Below are 16,866 nucleotides of genomic sequence, written 5' to 3'. Positions count from 1 at the left end.
TTCTTTATCCGATCAACGCAGCAGCTTGGCGATACCAGTCTGCCAGGTAGGGTGGGATATATAGGCCGAGTAGAAGCACCAATCCCAGATGCACGAACACCGGGACCAGCGCGGGCGGATGGGGCAGGCGTTCGCCGGTAGTTTCGCCAAAGACCATGCTCTGTACCCGGCTGAATATCGCGGCGAATGCCACGCCCAGCGCGGCGAGCAGGAACGGCGTGGTCCACGGGTAGGCGTGCATGGCGGTGGTGATGATCAGGAACTCGCTGGCGAACACGCCGAATGGCGGCATACCGAGGATGGCCAGGGAGCCGATTGCCAATCCCCAGCCGATGGTGGGGTTGGTCGTGATCAGGCCGCGGATGTTTTCCATCAGCTGGGTGCCGGATTTCTGCGTGGCGTGGCCGACAGCGAAGAAAATCGCCGACTTGGTCAGGGAGTGTACCGTCATGTGCAGCATGCCGGCGAAGGTCGCTACCGGACCGCCCATGCCGAAGGCAAAGGTCATCAGACCCATGTGCTCGATCGAGGAGTAGGCGAACATGCGCTTGACGTCCTTCTGGCGTGACAGAAAGAATGCGGCCATGACTACACTGAGCAATCCAAATCCCATCATCAGGTTGCCGGCGAGATGGTTGCCCAGTGCGCCGTCTACCAATACTTTGGAGCGCACTACGGCATATAGCGCGACGTTGAGCAGCAGACCGGAAAGCACGGCTGAAACCGGTGTTGGACCTTCAGCATGGGCATCGGGTAGCCAGTTGTGCAGCGGCGCCAGACCGACTTTGGTGCCGTAGCCTACCAGAAGAAATACGAAGGCCAGTGACAGCACGGTCGGTTCCAACTGGGTTTTGACCGCGTCGAGATGCGTCCACAGCAGCGCCGTACCGCCTGCGCCGAGGATTTTTTCCGCCGCAAAATAGACCAGGATGGTACCGAACAGCGCCTGTGCGATGCCGACGCCGCACAGGATGAAATATTTCCATGCCGCTTCCAGGCTGGCCGGGGTACGGTAGAGCGAGACTAGAAGCACGGTGGTGAGGGTTGCCGCTTCCATCGCCACCCACATGATGCCGAGATTGTTGGTGAGCAGTGCCAGCAGCATGGTGAAGGTGAATAGCTGGTACATGCTGTGGTAGAGACGCAGCATGTTGATGGTAAGCTTGCCATGTGCCTGCTCGATGCGCATGTAGGGGCGCGAGAACAGCGAGGTGGTAAAGGCGACAAAGGCGGTCAGTGCGACCAGGAAGACATTGAAGGAGTCGACGAAGAACTGCTCGCTGAGTGCGGTCATCGGTCCGTCGGTAATGACCCGGACAGTGAGGAATGCGGAGGCTACAAAGGTACCGAAGCTCATGATGGAGTTCAGCTCGGGAGCGAAGCGCTGGCTGCCGAACAGCGCCAGCAACAGGCCGCCGAGCAGGGGAATCACCAGTATCCAGAGAATTTCCACGTTAATCTTCCTTGAGTTTTTCCATGTGCTTCAAATCCAGGCTGTCGAAAGTTTCCCGAATCTGGAAGAAGAAAATGCCCAGGATGAACATGCCCACTAGCACATCGAGTGCAATGCCCAATTCCACCACCATTGGCATGCCGTAAGTGGCGCTGGTAGCTGCAAAGAACAGGCCATTTTCCATTGCGAGAAAGCCGATCACTTGCGGCACCGCCTTGTTGCGCGTGATCATCATCAGGAAAGAGAGCAGTACACTGGCCATGGCAATTCCCAGGGTGCTCTTGGTGATGGCGCCTCCCATCATGGAGATCGGTGCAGCCAGGTTGAATGCGAATACCACCAGGGCGATGCCGACCAGCATGGTGGTCGGGATGTTGAATAAGGTCTCGACGTCCCATTTGACGTTCAATTTGCGTATTAGGCGGTGCAGGATCCACGGCAGGATAATGACTTTCAGCACCAGTGTCAGCGCCGCCGAGTAGTAAAGGTGATGCTGGTGCGAGGAATAGGCCACGATCACGGTGCTGATGGTGAGCATTAACCCTTGCAGCGCAAACAGGTTGATCAGCGACAACACCCGGCGCTGCGACAACATGGCAAACGAGACCAGAAGCAGCAGTGCTGCAAACAGGTTGATGAGTTGTCCGGAGAAATTTTCCATCTCAGTTTCCATGCAGGAAATGGACGAGCAGACCCAAAACGGCCAGCAGAAAGGCCGTACCCATGAATTCCGGTACACGGAAGATGCGCATCTTGGCGGAGACGGTCTCGAGCAGCGCCAGGCCGGCTCCTGCCGCCATCAGCTTGATGAACAAGGCAACCAAGGCAAGTGGTAGCGCGCTCAAGTTGCCGGCTTCGGCGATTCCCCATGGCATGAACAGAGCGATGCCGATGGTAGTGAATGCAAGGAGCTTGAGTGCACTCGCCCATTCGATCAGGGCAAGGTGGCGGGCAGAGTATTCCAGAATCATGGCCTCGTGGATCATGGTCAGTTCGAGGTGGGTGGAGGGGTTGTCCACCGGGATGCGCGCGTTTTCTGCCAGCAGCACCATGATGAAGGCGACGGCGGCGAAGGCCAGGCTGGGATGGATGACGAACTGTTTGTGCGCGAGGGTCTCGACGATGGTGGTAAGCGAGGTGGAGTGGCTGATTGCGGCAGCGGTGAAAAACACCATCAGTAGTGCCGGCTCGGCAAGGAAGCCAACCAGCATTTCGCGCCGTGCGCCGAGCGTGCCGAATGAGGTGCCGATATCCATGGCCGCCAGGGAGACGAAGACGCGCGCCAGGGCGAAAATGCCAACCAGCGCGATCACGTCCACTGCCGGGGAGAGAGGCAGGTCGGTCGCGATCACTGGTACCAGGGATGCCGCCAGCCACATACAGGCAAACAGGATATAAGGGTGGAAGCGGAACATCGGCGAGGCATTGTGCGCCAGCACCGCATCCTTGTGAAACAGCTTCACCATGTTCAGGTAAGGCCGCAGCACGCCAGGGCCGCTGCGATTCTGCAGCCAGGCTCGGCACTGATTGACCCAGCCTAGAAGCAGGGGTGCGATCAACACTACCAGCGTGTCCTGAAAGAGTTGTAAAAGTATGCCGTTCATCGGATAAACGCCAGTAGCGCGAGCAGGGTGACAAAACTATACAGCAGGTAAACATGGATGCGGCCGTGCTGGAGTTTGCCAACCATGACGGAGATTATTTCGGTGACTCGGGCGATCGGCAGGTATAGCAGGTCCCACAGGCGGTCGCGCGATTCACCGTGATAGTGGGGCTTTTTGTCGAAAGGGGATGGGACGATGCGGGTCACTCCGAGGAAGGGCTCGAAAATCTGGCGGATAGGCTGGCCAAAACCTTCGGCGGTATCTTGCATTCGTGCCGTCTGCTCAGGAAAGCCGCAGTCCCAGGCCGGGCCGCGGCGCAGGCGGCCATGATAGAACTTCTTCACCGCGAAAGTCGTGAAAACGACACCGACGACAATGATCAGGAACAGGATTAGCGGGCTGTAGCTGGCACGTTCGGGCTGGATCGGAGTGAGCAACAGCCAGCCGGTCTGTGCGGCGGTGCTTCCAAGGGTCTGGCCAAGCAGCATTTGGGTGACGGGGTCGATAAGCAGGATGACGAATACCGGGAACACCCCCAGCAGAATGCAGCCCAGGGCAAGCCAGGTCAGACCCAGTCGTTCAAACATGCCAATGTCGTGGGCCTCGTGCAGTGTCTTTTCGCGCGGCTGCCCAAGGAAAATCACCCCGTAGAATTTGACCATGACATAGCCGGACAGCGCCGAAGCCAGGACCAGCGCGGCCGCAGCGACTGGAATTAGCATGTTGAGATAGGAATGAGGCAGCCCCGGTGAGAGCAGGAAAGCCTGTAGCAGCAGCCATTCGGATACAAAGCCGTTGAGCGGGGGCAGTCCGGCAATCGCGAGAGCACCCACCAGCATCAGCAGCGCCAGTTTCGGCATTTGATGGATGAGCCCTCCCAGTTTGCCGAGATTTCGTTCTCCGGTGGCGTGCAGCACCGCCCCGGTACCGATGAACAGCAGGCCCTTCATGAACGCGTGGTTGAGGGCGTGATACAAGGTTGCGGTGAGCGCCAGTGCTGACAGCGCATCCATGCCAAAGGCGTGAAAGGTGAGGGCGAGGCCGATGCCAACAAGAATAATGCCGATGTTTTCGATCGAGGAGTAGGCGAGCAGGCGTTTCATGTCCGTCTGTACGGCGGCGAAGATCACACCGAACAGTGCGGTGAACAGGCCCAGCGTCAGGGCCAGCACGCCCCACCACCAGATGTGTGCATCGAGAAGGTCGAGAGAAACCCGCAGGATGCCGTAAATTGCGGTTTTCAGCATGATGCCACTCATCAGCGCCGAAACCGGGGAAGGGGCGGCAGGGTGTGCTTCCGGCAGCCAGATGTGGAGGGGCAGGATGCCTGCCTTAGCGCCGAAGCCGAACAGGGCGAGCAGGAAAGTGACGCTGGACCAGAATTCGGTCAGGTGCGCATCGCGCATGGCGGCGAAGGTGAAATCGCCGTGGCCACCCTGCATTACGCCAAAGCACATCAGGATAGCGATAGCACCAACGTGGGCGACCAGCAGGTAGATGAAGCCCGCTTGGCGAATTTCCGGCACTTTGTGGTCGGTGGTGACCAGGAAATAGGAGGACAGCGCCATGGTTTCCCATGCCACCATGAACATATAAGCATCATCCGCCATCAGAACCAGGGCCATGCTGGCGAGGAAGACGTGGTATTCCAGGCACAACAGTCCGAGAGTGATTCCCTTCATGTCGCGGAAATAGCCCGCCGAATAAAGCGAAATTCCGATGCTGGAAGCGCCGAGCAGTAGCAGGAAAAATGCGGACAGAGCATCCAGACGCAAATGGAAGGGCAGGTCGGGCAGGCCGAGCGGTAAAACCGCAACATTGACGGCGCCGCCCAAACTACCCAAAGCGGCGGCCGCCAGAATCAGTGAGCCCAGCGCGCCTGCTGGAAAAATAAATTTCGTGATGGCGCGGCCGTTTTGCAGGAGCAGTCCTGCCAAGCCCAGTAGCAACCAATAGACGATGACACCTAAGGTGACGTCTATGGGCAGCAGGGTTGCAAATATCACGAGGGGTTCTCCAGCATCTTGTTATTGCTGCGCATTATAGCCAGGTTTTCACCCCATCGGCACCGCCGATATGATGATCCTTCATCAGACGGCATTGTGCATTGGGATCGGTTTCGAGTACCTCGGCGTAAATTGAATCGAGTGCCTTGTCCTCGTCGGGAAAAATATTTTCTTGTCCAATATACACAAACAGACCGGAGTGCTGCATGACGTTGAGGACTTGTTTTTTCAGGCCGCTGAAAACCACCCTGATGCCATTGGAGCGAAATCTTTCCACCATGTGGTGGATAACTTCATCGCCCGAAGCGTCAAGCTGGTTGATGCCATTTGACACGATCAGCAGGTGTTTGGCGCAAGGGCTTTTGGAGACAGCCTCCAGAAGGGTGTCTTCGAAATAGGGTACGTTGGCGAAATACAGCGAACCGTCATAGCGGATGGCGATGATGTAATCGCTGACCGGCAAATTGTTTGCTTTTGCGTCGCGTAGCGTGCCGTCCTGATAGCGACCCAGAATAGCAACACGGGGTGACATGGTGCGATACAGATACAGGATGATGGACAAGCCTGCGCCGACCATAATGCCGTTGTCGAGATGAGGCGCAAAAGCCAGCGTGGCTAAGAATGTGACCGCTGAGGCAATTCCATCGTGTTTGTGAGTCTGCCAGGCGTGTTTGATTGCCTTGAAATTAACCAAGCCAATGACTGCCATCATGATTACAGCCGCCAATACCGCCTGAGGCAGGTGATACAGTAGCGGTGTCAGGAACAGCAGAGTAACCAGCACGATGATGCCGGAAAATACCGAAGACATGCCGGTTTGGGCGCCGGCATTCAGGTTGACTGCCGAACGCGAAAATGAGCCACTGGCCGGAAAAGCCTGGCTGAAACTGCCGATGATATTCCCGAGACCCTGGCCGATCAGTTCCTGATTCGGGTCTATGCGATCTTTGGTCTTGGCAGCCATCGCCTTGGCGATGGAAATCGCTTCCATGAAGCCCACCAGAGAAATCACCAGCGCGCCGGAAAACAGTGTCGACATCATGTCCCAGCTGAAACTGGGCATGCTTAACTGCGGAAGGCCAGCCGGAATAGCCCCCACGACTTCACCGCCTCCAACCAGTTTGAGTTCACCTTTGCTGAACTTCTTGATGCGCCAGCGATACCCATCGGTTTTTTCGCCTGCAGGTACCTGGTTGGTCAGATAGAGTTTGGCAGGCTGGCCATTAGCAGGAGGCACCTGTTCAAAAATGAATTTTCGGAGGGAGCGGGCGAGTTTGCGATTTTCACCTTCAGTATTTTTGAGTTCCAGCCTGAGCAATTCAATTTCATAGTTCAGAGCGGCAGTGCGTTGGCTGCCGCCTTCATGGCTCTTTTGATGTTGTTTGAGTTCAGCAGATTTTTCGCTGAGTTTGCTGTTCAGTTCGTCATTTGTTATTTCGATACGGGAAAAATTATTGGCCAGCGTTTTGACATCTTCGTCCATGATTTCATCGACCTTGCCGTTGCTGTTGTGCTCGAAGCCGATCGACCAGCTGACGATGGTGGTGAGGGCAACGGCAATCAATACGCCGGGCATTTTAGGGGCGAATTTTTTTAGCCCCCACATGATGGCGAAGGCTGAAACTCCCATGATCAATGTTGGAATGTGGGTGTCGCCGACCTGTTGCAGTACACCCCAGATATCCTGGATAAAATGTTCGCTGCGACCCATCGAGACCCCGAACAGCTTGTTGAGCTGGGAAAGACCGATGATGATGGCGGCGGCGTTGGTGAAACCGACTATGACCGGGTGGGAAAGAAAATTCACTACCACCCCGAGTTTGAACACGCCTAAGGCGAGCTGGATGATGCCGACCATCAGTGCCATCATGATCGCCAGCGCGACGAACTGGCTGGAGCCGGTAGCTGCCAGCGGAGCAAGAGCGGATGCAGTCAGCAACGAGACCACCGCAACCGGGCCGGTGGCCAGTTGCGCTGACGAGCCCCACAGGGCGGCGATGATGCCGGGCAGGAAAGCTGCGTAAAGTCCGTAGTAGGGTGGCAGGCCGGCAAGCTGGGCGTAGGCCATGGACTGGGGAATCAGTACCAGGGCGACAGTGATGCCGGCGATCAGGTCGGCCTTGATATTTTCACCGCGCAGAGGAAACCAGCGCAGGAATGGAAGAAAGCGTGCTAGCTGATGCATAACGAATCCCCGTATCGAGCAGAAAGCCGAGTGTTAAGGCGGCGCGTACTTATTTTTTATGGTTTATTGACTACCTCAGATGATACCAGTGTAAATCGGCTCAAGGTATAAAAACACTTTATGGACCCATTTGTCCCGAATGTGAGAAGTCTTGTATCGCGGAGCGAGTTTATTGATTTTGTGCTGCTTTGGCTTTTTCGGTCCAATATTCAGCGGTTTTTCGATCTGGTGTCACGCCATCGATTCCCTTTTCATAGATGTGAGCGAGGCTTTTCATGGCCATAATGTTCCCATTTTTCGCTGCTTTTTGAAACCAGTATAACGCTTTGCCATAGTCCAGCTTTTCGCCATGGCCACTTTCATATTGGGTAGCTAGCCGATATTGGCTTTTGACATCGCCTGCCTCGGCCAGTTTTTGCAGATTGATCGATGGTTCATGGAAAACCTCGATAAATTCGTTGATGGTTTTTTCCATGAATTGCATGAATTCAACGCCGGATTGGTAACTCTCTAGTGCGGCGTCCGCCAATAAATTTTCCTCCAATTCGTATTCGCGCGACTCAAGCAGATGGGAGGTGCGTGATTGGTAAATTTTGATAAGAAGAATCCGAGCCTCGAAGTTGCCTTTTTTAGCCGCGCGTTTGAGCCAGCGTTCGGCTTGTTCCGGGTTCATTTCAACACCCTCGCCGGAAAGATACATTTTCCCGAGGGCAAATTGAGCGTCGGTGCTGCCGCGGGTGGCAGCCTTCTTCCGCCACGCTGCGCTCAATGTCAGGTTCCTGGGGACGCCAAGACCGCGTTCGTAAAGGTCGCCAAGCATTTGCTGGGCGGCCGCATTGTTTTGTTCCCCGGCGAGTTCCAGCCAGTGGGCTGCGAGTTTTGCATCTTTGGGTTTGCCGCCATCACCGTATAGATACTCGATTCCGAGCAGTAATTGAGCGCCATCGCTTCCACGTTCGGCGGCGTTGGTAATCAGGATGGTTTCTGCCGGTGTCATGGCATGGGACGGAGAGGGAAAAAACACCGATAGTGTCAGTAGTGTGGCCAGGAGAAAATGCATTTTTTGTACTTGCCTTGTTAGAGTCTTGATAGATGGATCGCCTGTACCGTGTGTGGGGTCCTTCCTGATTTTGCGGCGGAGAAATACGTTATTAGGTGATGACAGGCAATACACTTGTCAGCAGGCAACAAGGTTGAATGTTAAGGATGAAAACAGATTAAGTTGTTGTCCAATTATCCAGCTTGTACGATATCTTGCTGCATGGGAACGGTGTTGTCCATATGGGAAGTCATGGATGGCCGACACACCCGAAGGGGTCGTCTCCATGCTGTTCACACCCAGTTAATCTTCCTTCATGGCATTTCGATGAGTATCATACTGCTAGTCATGCTCGGCCTCGTCATAGTTACTCTCTGGTCGCTGCTGGGCATGCTGATCTGGGTCAATCAATAAACCAAAGGAAATCTTCATGGGCTACAAGATACTGCTTCCCATCGACGGCTCGGAAGGATCGTCGAATGCCGCGCGCCATCTTGCTCACATCGCCAGTATGTTACAGGGTGCCGAAGTGCATTTGCTGAATGTACAACCCCCCGGCGACGATTGGATGGTACGGCGCATGATTAAGACAGAGGAACTTGCTACGTTGGAAAAAGAGTGGGGCGAAGCGGCCATCGCTCCAGCTCGCAGCATCCTGAATGCTGCTGGTATTTCTTGCCAAGCCCACATCGTGCAGGGCGAAGTGGCTACGACCATTGCGCGCCTCGCCCAGGAACTTGGCTGCGACCAGATCATGATGGGCACACGGGGCCGCTCCGCGCTGGGCGATCTGTTCCTTGGCTCGGTTGCCATCAAGGTGTTGCATCTTTCCAGTATGCCGGTCACTTTGGTCAAATAATAACAAGAGGTTCTTATGGACAAACGCTGGACCTGGGTCATCCTCGGCCTGCTCCCGGCCCTGGCCCACGCCGCTGAAGGGCCAGTCATACTGGGCATTCCGCTGGACTTTATCCTGTTTGCAGCCACTCTTCTCGGTGTGGCTCTATTCCACCATCACACGCTGAGTGTGGCTCTCACCGGCCTTTTCGTGATTTCGCTGTACAAAATCGGTTTTACCGGCTTCAACGAGGGCGCGGGTGTGCTGGGTTGGCTAGTGCATATGCAACATGAATGGGTGGTGCTGACCAACCTGCTCGGCCTGCTCCTCGGATTTGCGATTCTTGCCCGTCATTTCGAGGACAGTAGTGTGCCACACGTTCTGCCGCGCTTTCTGCCGGACGACTGGAAAGGCGCCTTTGTGCTGCTGGTGATGGTGTTCGTGATGTCCGCATTTCTCGATAACATCGCCGCCGCACTGATCGGTGGTACTGTGGCAGCCAGCGTATTCAATCGCCGCGTACACATCGGCTACCTCGCCGCCATCGTCGCCGCCTCCAACGCCGGGGGTTCCGGCAGCGTGGTGGGCGACACCACTACCACCATGATGTGGATCGACGGCGTGGCTCCTTTCGATGTCATACACGCCTATGCGGCGGCCATTCCTGCATTGATCCTGTTCGGCTTCTTCGCCGCACGCCAGCAACATGCCTACCAGCCGATCCAGAAGGACGCCAGCGCGGGGGTTAAAGTGGACTGGGCACGGCTAGGCATCGTAGTCTGGATACTGGTCGCTGCGATTGCTACCAATGTCATGATCAACACCCGGTTCCCGGAATCCTCTGATGCTTTCCCGTTCATTGGCGCAGCGGTGTGGGTGGCGATTCTGCTGGCAATACCATTGCGCAAACCCGAATGGAGTCTGCTGCCGGATGCGACCAAGGGCAGCGTGTTCCTGCTCTCACTGGTGGTCTGCGCTTCGATGATGCCGGTGGAAAAGCTGCCTGTTGCCTCGTGGGAATCCGCTTTCGGTCTGGGCTTCGTTTCTTCAGTATTTGACAATATTCCCCTCACTGCCCTGGCGCTGAAGCAGGGGGGATATGACTGGGGAGTGCTGGCCTATGCGGTGGGTTTCGGGGGGTCGATGATCTGGTTTGGCTCGTCGGCTGGCGTAGCCCTTTCTAACCTGTTTCCCGAGGTCAGGTCGGTTGGCTCCTGGCTAAAAAATGGCTGGCACATCGCGCTGGGTTATATCATCGGCTTCTTCATCATGCTCGCCCTGGCAGGCTGGCATCCACACGCGCCGCACAAGGCGTCCGTGCCCACCATTCAGAGTGGCACGCAGGTGCATTAAGCGTCTGTCGTTCTCGGCTCCCCGTCGGGCAAATAGGTTTGGCACTCAGGGAAAATGCGGTATTTGCAGTTGCGGCATATTTCCGGGTTGAGGGTGCTGTAGATCGGCTTGATCCAGTTCGACATGGCGGGGAAGAAGGCGCCCGCGCCGATGTCATCCAGCTTGTCGGATTTGCGCAGGAATTTGTAGATGGAATCCTTGCAGCGATAGAAATACAGGCCGCCACCCAGTTTGCGCCGGCGGCGCGCTTCCTGGGCCAGCATTTCCGCGCCCGCCACGTCGATGAAATTGATGCCGCTGGCGATGATCATCACCGATTTTTGATCCGGGTTAGCTTCGTCGATCTGGGTCAAGCCATTCTGCACATAGTCCACCGCGCCGAAGAAGATGGATCCGTTGATGCGCACAATGCGGAACTGGGGGCATTCGTGATGGCCGTGGGCATCCATGAGGTGGTAGGCGCCTTCTTCCTTGGCCGGTACCTCTGGGATAAGAGAAGGGCGCGAAACGCGATACAGGTAGAGCGTAAGTGAGAGCAGGATGCCGAAGAAAATGCCCTTTTCCAGGTCAACCAGGGTGCCGATCAGGGTCACCCACAACACCACGGTTTCAGCCTTGCTGGTTTTGCCGATGGAGCGGATGTGGTGAAAATCGATCAGGCTCCATGCAACCAGAAACAGGATGCCGGCCATGGCAGCGTTTGGCAGGTAAGAGGCGAGCGGCGCGACCAGCAGCAGGATCAGTACCAGGAAAATTGCGGCGTAAACCGTTGCCAGCGGGGTCTGCGCGCCAGAAGCGTAGTTGACGCCGCTGCGGTTGAAGGAGCCGGCAGAAGCATAGCCGGAGAAAAAGCTGCCGATCAAGTTAGCCAGTCCCTGGCCGACAAATTCCTGGTTGCCATCGATGCGCTGTTCTGATTTGGTGGCAATAGCGCGGGAAATGGAAACCGCTTCAGTTAGCGCCAGCATGGTGACCACCAGCGCCGGGAACACCACCTTGTGGATGGTTGCATAGGAAAAATCGGGTAGCGACAGCGGCGGCAGATGGGCCGGCAGCGCGCCCACCGTCTTGATCTTGGTGAGTTCGACGCCGAATTCCAAGTTGATAAGAAAAGCTACGATGCTACCTACCACCATGGCGACGATCATATAGGGGACTTTGGGGATAAATTTCCTGGCCAGAATGCCGGTTGCCAGCGTGACCGCGCCGACTGTTGTGACATAGGGGTTGAGGTGGTCAAACTGCATAATCAGCTGTTCGAGCACAACATGGAAGTGTGCGCCGCGCTCGATGGCAATTCCAAAAAAGCTCTTCACCTGGCTCGCCGCGATCAGCAATGCTGCACCTGCGGTAAAGCCGATCACCACGGTGTGGGAAATGAAGTTGACCAGTACCCCCATGCGTGCCAGACCCAGCGCAAGCTGGAATACGCCGGTGAGGAAGGTGAGGGTGAGCACCATGCTGACAAACTGGGGTGATCCTGGGTCGGCAAAAGGGCTCATGGCGGCAAATACCGCGATCGAGATGGCAGTGGTTGGCCCTGAAACCAGATGCCAGCTCGATCCGAACAGGGCGGCGATGATGGCCGGCACCATGGCGGCGTAGAGGCCGTATTCGGGCGGCATGCCAGCGATAGTGGCGAAGGCCACGCCCTGCGGCAGCACGATCATGGCGCCGGTAATGCCGGCAATTATGTCGGCCTTGTTGGAGTCCTTGTTGACCATGGGCCACCAGCGCAGGAAGGGGAATACGCGGTACAGCCAGAGTTTGCAGGAGGGGCAGTTGTCTAGTGAGAGGCTCATCTTAATTTTGGAGTCGGTCTTGGAAAGGGATAGTCGGTCAATGTTTGTGTTTTTCTAATATTGTTTGATTTTACTTGATTTTCACCATTCCTGATAGATCGTTGATATAAACAATTGTTCATTTCGTTACTGAATCATGTTATAAATAGAACATAATTTATGTTCCGGTAAAGAATTGTGAAATCTGCGTTTAACTCAGAGAAATGGTTGGCCCTGGTGGTCAGCCTGCCGACAGCCAATGCCACCCTGCGCATGCGGGTGTGGCGCGCCATGAAGGGGCTGGGCTGCGCCGTGCTGCGCGATGGCGTTTATCTGCTCCCGGCTGGACGGGGGCTGCGGCAGGCACTTCGCATGCATGCCGAAGACATCAAGCAGGGCGGCGGTAGTGCCTATCTGTTGAATGTCTCTAATCCCTCTGCCGAGGAGAAGAGCGATTTTCAGGGGCTGTTCGACCGCAGCGAAGACTATTTCAAACTGATGGGGCAGGTGACTAAATTCAAAGCCGCCATTGGCAGCATCGATGCTGCCGCCGGGCGGCGTCAGATCAAGGCATTGTGGCGGGATTTCGAGGCGCTGGTGGCGCTGGATTATTTTTCCAGCCGGGGCAAGGTCGAAGCTGATGCCCTGCTGACTGAAGCAGAATCCCTGTTTCTGGCCAGTTTGTCTGCCGACGAGCCCAAAGCAGTGCCGGGCAGCGTCACCCTGCGCGACGCGGCGGACTATCAGGGGCGCTTCTGGGCAACCCGCCGGCATTTGTGGGTGGATCGCATGGCCAGCGCCTGGTTGATTCGCCGCTTTATCGATCCGGAAGCGCGCTTCCTGTGGCTGGAACAGCCGGAAGACTGCCCTGAGGATGCCCTGGGTTTTGACTTTGACGGCGCCGAGTTCACCCATGTCGGCCAGCAGGTGACGTTCGAGGTGCTGCTGGCGAGTTTCGGGCTGGAAGCCGACCAAGCGCTGATGAAGCTGGGTACGCTGGTTCACTGTCTCGATGTGGGCGGCATGCCGATGGCGGAAGCGGCGGGGCTGGAAATGGTGCTGGGTGGGTTGCGCGTCAGCCAGCAGGATGATGATGCGCTGCTCTCAGCTGCAGGGGGTGTTTTCGACGGGATATATCTAAATTTTAAAACAGGAGAATCAAGATGAGCGAGACGAAGGATCTGGCGCGTCCCGCCCAACCCACGTTCTGGGAGGCGTTTCGCTACTGGCTCAAGTTGGGATTCATCAGCTTCGGCGGTCCTGCCGGGCAGATTTCCATGATGCATCAGGATCTGGTGGAGAAACGCCGCTGGATCTCCGAACGCCGCTTCCTGCATGCCCTCAACTACGCCATGGTACTGCCGGGACCGGAGGCACAGCAGCTCGCCATCTACATTGGCTGGCTGATGCACCGCACCTGGGGTGGTATCGTCGCCGGCACGCTGTTTTTGCTGCCTTCGTTGTTCATTCTTTCGGCGTTATCCTATGTCTATATGGCTTACGGCGATCTGCAATTTGTCCAGGGCGTATTTTCCGGTATCAAACCGGCGGTAGTGGCGATTGTTGTTTTTGCCGCCTGGCGCATCGGCTCGAGAGCGTTGAAAAACAAGGTGTTGTGGGGATTCGCTGCAGCCTCATTTGTCGCCATCTTTGCGCTAAAGATCCCTTTCCCGGCCATCGTGCTGGCTGCGGGTGTGCTGGGATTCATCGGCAGCAAGATCGCACCGGAAAAGTTCAAGGTCGGCGGTGGTCATGGCGCGTCCAACAAGTCATATGGCCCGGCCCTGATCGACGACGACACGCCGACGCCCGAACACGCGAAATTCAAACTGTCGCACCTGTTCATCATGACCATCGTTTTCCTCGCCATCTGGGCGGCGGTAATGTGGGTGTTGATGGGTAGCCCAGTGCTGCTGGATATGGGTGAATTCTTCACCAAGGCCGCGCTGGTCACCTTCGGCGGCGCATATGCCGTGCTGCCCTATGTCTATCAGGGCGGTGTCGAGCACTACCAGTGGCTCACCGGCCTGCAGATGATCGATGGTCTGGCTCTGGGCGAGACCACTCCCGGCCCGCTCATCATGGTGGTGGCTTTCGTTGGCTTCATCGGTGGCTGGACCAAGGAAATCTTTGGTCCGGAGAGCCTGCTGCTGGCCGGGTTCGCCGGTGCCTGTGTTGCCACTTTCTTCACCTTCCTGCCGGGCTATCTTTTCATTCTGGCCGGTGGCCCGCTGGTGGAAGCGACGCATGGCGACCTCAAGTTCACCGCACCGTTGACCGGCATTACCGCCGCCGTGGTGGGCGTAATACTGAACCTCGCAATTTTCTTCGGCTGGCACGTTTTATGGCCCAAAGCCACCGAGTCTGCGCCATTCAGCGGCGGCTTCGAATGGTTCTACGCCCTGATTTCCATCGCCGCCTTCTTCGCCCTGTGGAAGTACAAGCAGGACATCATGCGCGTGATCGGCGCCTGCGCAGCGCTGGGATTGATTTACACTTTTGCCATTTCCTGAAGGAGTCTGAGCATGGACCGCACCATTTCCCCCAACGACCTCAAGAAACTGAGGAATTCATCGCCCTTTGCATTACTCGATGTGCGCCGAAAAACCGATCTTGATGCCTCCAAGGAAAAAATCCTGGGAGCGACCTGGTGCGACCCGGACGCGATTGATGAATGGGCCGACAAGATACCCAAGAACCGGGATGTGGTGCTCTACTGCGTGCGCGGTGGTTCGGTCAGCAATGCCGTGGTGGATGTCTTGCAGGCTGTAGGCGTTCAGGCCCGCTTCATCGAGGGCGGCATCGAAGGCTGGAAAGCGGCAGGTGGCGACACGGTGAGCAAGTAAATCCTTTTCCTGCTTCAGGAGAAAACCATGAAATGGATCACCCGAGAACGTCCCAAAATCGACCGCATCGCCTGCCCCTGGCTGATTGCGCGCTTCATCGACGAAGCGTCGGAGTTTCTGTATGTCCCCGGCGGCGACGTGATGAAAATTGCCGCTGACACCGGCGCCGTTCCCTACGACGTGCCCGGTGTTGAACTGGGTCATCATGGCGACCAGTGCAGCTTCGACGCTTTCATTGCCAGGTACCAGCTCACCGACCCGGCGCTGGCCAGGCTCGCGCGCATCGTGCGTGCAGCCGATACCGGCACTCCCGAGCTGGCGAAGGAGGCGGCGGGGTTGCTGGCAATCTCGAAAGGACTGTCTCTCAACTTCGAGGATGACCACGAAATGCTCAAACACGGCATGGTCATCTACGATGCGCTCTATGCCTGGTGTGCGGAAGCGCCGCTGCAGAAAATGGTGGGGTTGCTGCGCCGCGCGGTGAGCTAGACAGAAACATGGTTCGCGACCGCCACATTCTCTATACCACCGCCTTCCTGCGGGCACTGGCCACCGGCATGATGGGGGTGCTGCTCGGCATTTACCTCGCCCGCATGGCGTTCACGCCCTCGCAAATTGGCCTGGTGATCAGTGCCGGCCTGGCGGGTGCAACGCTGGCTGCCTTGCTGGTGACCTTCGCCGGCGACCGCCTGGGCAGGCGCCGCCTGCTGTTCTGGCTGGCGTTACTGAGTGCGTTGGGTGGCGCCGCGGCGGCGTGGTATTCCAGTCCAGTCGCGGTCGGCATCGCCGCTTTCGTCGGCATGCTTAACGGCATGGGGCGGGATCGCGGCGCCGCACTGGTGCTGGAGCAGGCGATTATCCCCGCTACCGCCACCGATCAGGAGCGTACCCGCGCCTTTGCCTGGTACAACGTGTTGCAGGATGTCGGTCACGGCCTCGGCGGCCTGCTGGCGGCGATCCCCAGTATTTTGCGTCTGGCTGGGGTGGGCGAGCTGGCATCGTTCCAGACTGCGGTGATGTTGTACGCCTTGCTGTTGCTTGCTACCGCCGTGCTCTACCTGCGTCTTTCTTCCCAGGCGGAAGCGCCGCTGAAGCAACCCCGTTTAATTGTCTCGCCACAAAGCCGCAAGGTGTTGTGGCGCATTTCCCTGCTCTTTGGACTCGACAGTGTGGCCGGTGGCTTTGTTGGCACGGCGCTGCTGTCGTACTTCTTTTACCAGCGCTTCGGTGTCTCCGAATCGGTGATCGCCGTGCTATTTTTCGGCGCTCGCGGCATGAATGCCGTCTCGCACCTGGGTGCGGCCTGGCTGGCCAAACGGATCGGGTTGGTGAACACCATGGTGTTCACGCATATTCCTTCAAGCTTGTTATTGATGACTGTCGCCTTCGCGCCGAATTTCTGGGTGGCGGCCGTGTTGTTCCTGCTGCGCGAGGGACTGGTGGAGATGGACGTGCCGACGCGGCAGTCCTACGTGATGGCGATGGTGCGGCCGGAGGAACGCACGTTTGCTTCCGGCGTCACCCACCTGGTTCGGCTGGGAGGCTGGGCGGTCGCACCTTCTTTTGCGGGATTTCTGATGCAGTTTCTGACGCTTTCTACCCCGCTGTTTATCGGGGCGGGGATGAAGATCGCCTACGACGTGATGCTGTATCGGGCGTTCCGCGGTCTCAAGCCGCCGGAGGAGCGAGAAGGGTAACTGAGTGGGGCGGCTGCACTCGCAGGCGCACGAAAAGGCCACGCTCGTGCCAGCGGCTCAAGCG

Annotated in this window: 14 protein-coding genes; 7 read left to right on the top strand and 7 right to left on the bottom strand. The window is 57.1% G+C overall.

Features of this window, described 5'->3' with window-relative positions:
- Window positions 1-4: 4 nt before the first annotated feature.
- The 6 genes from SCD_RS10015 to SCD_RS09990 all read right to left on the bottom strand — a co-directional run bounded on the left by SCD_RS10015 (window position 5) and on the right by SCD_RS09990 (window position 8,308).
- The gene (locus tag SCD_RS10015; protein WP_009205031.1) at window positions 5-1,453 is read right to left on the bottom strand and encodes a hydrogenase 4 subunit F; all 1,449 of its coding nucleotides are present in this window, start codon (window positions 1,451-1,453) and stop codon (window positions 5-7) included.
- Window position 1,454: 1 nt separating this feature from the next.
- A complete protein-coding gene (locus tag SCD_RS10010; protein WP_009205030.1) occupies window positions 1,455-2,114 on the bottom strand; it encodes a formate hydrogenlyase in 660 nt (219 codons plus the stop codon).
- A gap of 1 nt (window position 2,115) precedes the next feature.
- Window positions 2,116-3,057, bottom strand: coding sequence for a respiratory chain complex I subunit 1 family protein (locus SCD_RS10005; RefSeq protein ID WP_009205029.1), 942 nt, complete (start codon window positions 3,055-3,057; stop codon window positions 2,116-2,118).
- Complete coding sequence (gene hyfB / locus SCD_RS10000) at window positions 3,054-5,063, bottom strand: hydrogenase 4 subunit B (RefSeq protein WP_009205028.1); 2,010 nt, start codon at window positions 5,061-5,063, stop codon at window positions 3,054-3,056. Before hyfB ends, SCD_RS10005 begins: the two co-directional genes overlap by 4 nt.
- 34 nt (window positions 5,064-5,097) lie before the next feature.
- Entirely contained in the window at window positions 5,098-7,248 is a 2,151-nt protein-coding gene (locus SCD_RS09995; RefSeq protein ID WP_009205027.1) for a SulP family inorganic anion transporter, read from the bottom strand.
- 169 nt (window positions 7,249-7,417) lie between these two features.
- Window positions 7,418-8,308: a tetratricopeptide repeat protein gene (locus SCD_RS09990; protein WP_009205026.1), complete on the bottom strand. Its 891-nt coding sequence runs from the start codon at window positions 8,306-8,308 to the stop codon at window positions 7,418-7,420.
- Window positions 8,309-8,717: 409 nt separating this feature from the next.
- Here SCD_RS09990 and SCD_RS09985 point away from each other — a divergent pair, with 409 nt between their 5' ends.
- Window positions 8,718-9,146, top strand: a complete 429-nt coding sequence (locus tag SCD_RS09985; RefSeq protein ID WP_009205025.1) for a universal stress protein — start codon at window positions 8,718-8,720, stop codon at window positions 9,144-9,146.
- A 15-nt stretch (window positions 9,147-9,161) separates the two neighbouring features.
- Complete coding sequence (locus SCD_RS09980; RefSeq protein ID WP_009205024.1) at window positions 9,162-10,478, top strand: citrate transporter; 1,317 nt, start codon at window positions 9,162-9,164, stop codon at window positions 10,476-10,478.
- On the opposite strand, the gene SCD_RS09975 is transcribed toward SCD_RS09980, so the two are convergent.
- On the bottom strand, window positions 10,475-12,280 hold the full coding sequence (locus tag SCD_RS09975) for a SulP family inorganic anion transporter (protein ID WP_009205023.1): 1,806 nt from the start codon (window positions 12,278-12,280) through the stop codon (window positions 10,475-10,477). The two genes, SCD_RS09980 and SCD_RS09975, sit on opposite strands and share 4 nt — an antisense overlap.
- A gap of 177 nt (window positions 12,281-12,457) precedes the next feature.
- Between SCD_RS09975 and SCD_RS09970 the strand changes: the two genes are divergently transcribed.
- From SCD_RS09970 to SCD_RS09950, 5 genes are read left to right on the top strand one after another with little or no spacing between them, the layout of a single operon-like run.
- Window positions 12,458-13,426 carry a chromate resistance protein ChrB domain-containing protein gene (locus SCD_RS09970; RefSeq protein WP_041673436.1) on the top strand — a complete coding sequence of 323 codons (969 nt, stop codon included), beginning with the start codon at window positions 12,458-12,460 and terminating at the stop codon, window positions 13,424-13,426.
- Window positions 13,423-14,772, top strand: a complete 1,350-nt coding sequence (gene chrA, locus SCD_RS09965) for a chromate efflux transporter (RefSeq protein ID WP_009205021.1) — start codon at window positions 13,423-13,425, stop codon at window positions 14,770-14,772. Before SCD_RS09970 ends, chrA begins: the two co-directional genes overlap by 4 nt.
- Window positions 14,773-14,784: 12 nt before the next feature.
- A complete protein-coding gene (locus tag SCD_RS09960) occupies window positions 14,785-15,105 on the top strand; it encodes a rhodanese-like domain-containing protein (RefSeq protein ID WP_009205020.1) in 321 nt (106 codons plus the stop codon).
- Between the two features lie 27 nt (window positions 15,106-15,132).
- A complete protein-coding gene (locus SCD_RS09955; protein ID WP_009205019.1) occupies window positions 15,133-15,594 on the top strand; it encodes a chromate resistance protein ChrB domain-containing protein in 462 nt (153 codons plus the stop codon).
- 8 nt (window positions 15,595-15,602) lie between these two features.
- Window positions 15,603-16,802 (top strand): MFS transporter, encoded by a 1,200-nt coding sequence (locus SCD_RS09950; protein WP_009205018.1) that lies wholly within the window; start codon window positions 15,603-15,605, stop codon window positions 16,800-16,802.
- Window positions 16,803-16,866: the final 64 nt, after the last annotated feature.

This window comes from Sulfuricella denitrificans skB26 (assembly GCF_000297055.2).
Taxonomy (GTDB): domain Bacteria; phylum Pseudomonadota; class Gammaproteobacteria; order Burkholderiales; family Sulfuricellaceae; genus Sulfuricella; species Sulfuricella denitrificans.
The sequence above is the reverse complement of the archived record's forward strand: the minus strand, read 5'-3'. Positions and strand labels throughout refer to the sequence as shown.